The 2,174-nt window shown below is 73.6% G+C and carries 2 protein-coding genes and 1 pseudogene; 1 reads left to right on the top strand and 2 read right to left on the bottom strand.

Going from position 1 to position 2,174, the window contains the following annotated elements:
* Window positions 1-267, top strand: a pseudogene (locus IE312_RS38855) (TetR/AcrR family transcriptional regulator C-terminal domain-containing protein); the annotation flags it as partial.
* Between the two features lie 135 nt (window positions 268-402).
* Here the strand turns inward: IE312_RS38855 and IE312_RS05085 are convergent.
* Window positions 403-1,443, bottom strand: coding sequence for an adenosine deaminase (locus tag IE312_RS05085; RefSeq protein ID WP_189978720.1), 1,041 nt, complete (start codon window positions 1,441-1,443; stop codon window positions 403-405).
* A 129-nt stretch (window positions 1,444-1,572) separates the two neighbouring features.
* Window positions 1,573-2,174, bottom strand: a 602-nt coding sequence (locus IE312_RS38850) for an aminotransferase class I/II-fold pyridoxal phosphate-dependent enzyme (RefSeq protein ID WP_229899080.1), incomplete at its 5' end; no start/stop codon positions are given.

Here is a 2,174-nt window from a genome sequence, read left to right as displayed (position 1 = left end):
GCCCTGCGCTCCCTCGGCTCCGGCCCCCACCTGCCCATCCAGGGGGTGGACGCCTACCTGCGCGCCGAACAGGCCGCGGGCCGGGTCCGCGCCGACGCCGACACCTACGCCGCCGCCTCCCTGCTCCTGGGGGCCTGCGCCCAGCGCGCGTTCGCCTACGACGCCACGGAGACCGGCGAACGACCGCCCGTGGACGACTTCGCCGCCCGGCTCGCGCGGACCCTGCTGGGCGGAATCTCCGTCGCCCCGGAGCCCGGCCAGTCGTGATCATGCTGCGCGACGGTGTCCCGCCCGCGCGCGCGAGGAGGGCGCCGGCGCAGGGCTCATGGCGTACAGGGGATCGATGTTCCCGCTCCCCGATCGGCCCGGCGGCGGCCACCGGGCCGGGCTGATGGTCCGACTTCAGGCCGCCGGGCGCGCCAGCCAGTCGTCCACACCGGCCAGCAGCCGCTTCCTGACCTCCTCCGGGGCGGCCGATCCGCGCACCGACTGCCGGGCCAGTTCCGCGAGTTCCGCGTCCGTGAAGCCGTGGTGGCGGCGGGCGATCTCGTACTGGGCGGCCAGCCGGGAGCCGAACAGCAGCGGGTCGTCGGCGCCCAGCGCCAGCGGGACGCCCGCCTCGAAGAGCGTGCGCAGGGGGACGTCCTCCGGCTTCTCGTACACGCCGAGCGCCACGTTCGAGGCAGGGCACACCTCGCAGGTCACGCCCCGGTCGGCCAGCCGCTTCAGCAGCCGCGGGTCCTCGGCCGCGCGCACCCCGTGCCCGATCCGCCCGGCGTGCAGGTCGTCCAGGCAGTCCCGGATCGACGCCGGGCCGGCCAGCTCACCACCGTGCGGCGCCGACAGCAGACCGCCCTCCCGCGCGATGTGGAAGGCCCGGTCGAAGTCCCGCGCCAGGCCCCGCCGCTCGTCGTTGGAGAGCCCGAAGCCGACGACGCCCCGGTCCGCGTACCGCACCGCCAGCCGGGCCAGCGTACGGGCGTCCAGCGGGTGCTTCATCCGGTTCGCGGCGACCAGCACCCGCATGCCGAGACCGGTATCCCGGGACGTCGTGTCCACCGCGTCCAGGATGATCTCCAGGGCCGGGATCAGACCGCCCAGCCGGGGCGCGTACGACGTCGGGTCCACCTGGATCTCCAGCCAGCCCGAGCCGTCCTTCAGGTCCTCCTCGGCGGCCTCCCGGACCAGGCGCCGGATGTCGTCCGGTTCGCGCAGGCAGGAGCGCGCCGCGTCGTACAGCCGCTGGAAACGGAACCAGCCGCGTTCGTCGGTGGCCCGCAGTCTCGGCGGTTCCCCGCTGGTCAGGGCCTCCGTCAGCGCGTCGGGCAGGCGGACGCCGTACTTGTCGGCCAGTTCCAGGACGGTCGCCGGCCGCATCGAGCCGGTGAAGTGCAGGTGCAGATGGGCCTTCGGCAGCCGGGACAGATCACGTACACGCTCCATTCCCAGATCCTGCCGCACGTCACCGCCGTCCCGGTAGCCGTTTCCCCTTTCGGGGTCTTGCCCGCACACAGGAGCGGGCCGCCTCCCCGCAGGGAAACGGCCCGCACGCGCGCGCGTGGACGGCGGGAACTAGTCCCGCGCCTCCGCCAGCAGCTTCTGCATCCGGCTCACGCCCTCGACGAGGTCCTCGTCACCGAGCGCGTACGACAGCCGCAGGTAGCCCGGCGTGCCGAAGGCCTCGCCCGGTACGACCGCGACCTCGGCCTCCTCCAGGATCAGCGCGGCCAGCTCGACGGTGTCCTGCGGACGCCGGCCGCGGATCTCCTTGCCGAGCAGCGCCTTGACCGAGGGGTAGGCGTAGAAGGCGCCCTCGGGCTCCGGGCAGACCACGCCGTCGATCTCGTTGAGCATCCGCACGATGGTCCTGCGGCGCCGGTCGAAGGCCTCGCGCATGCTCGCCACGGCCTCCAGGTCGCCGGAGACGGCGGCCAGCGCGGCCACCTGGGCGACGTTGGAGACGTTCGAGGTGGCGTGCGACTGCAGGTTCGTCGCGGCCTTGACGACGTCCTTCGGGCCGATCACCCAGCCCACCCGCCAGCCGGTCATGGCGTACGTCTTCGCCACGCCGTTGACCACGATGCACTTGTCGCGCAGCTCGGGCAGGAGCGCCGGCAGGGAGACCGAGACCGCATCGCCGTAGACCAGGTGCTCGTAGATCTCGTCGGTGAGGA

The sequence above is a fragment of the Streptomyces capoamus genome (assembly GCF_014654935.1).
Taxonomy (GTDB): Bacteria; Actinomycetota; Actinomycetes; order Streptomycetales; family Streptomycetaceae; genus Streptomyces; species Streptomyces capoamus.
This window is presented reverse-complemented; position numbering and strand designations above follow the sequence as displayed.

What these genes read in the sequence shown, in the direction of transcription:
- IE312_RS05085 (WP_189978720.1), bottom strand. Translation starts at nt 1,443, where the DNA reads ATGGAGCGTGTACGTGATCTGTCCCGGCTGCCGAAGGCCCATCTGCAC.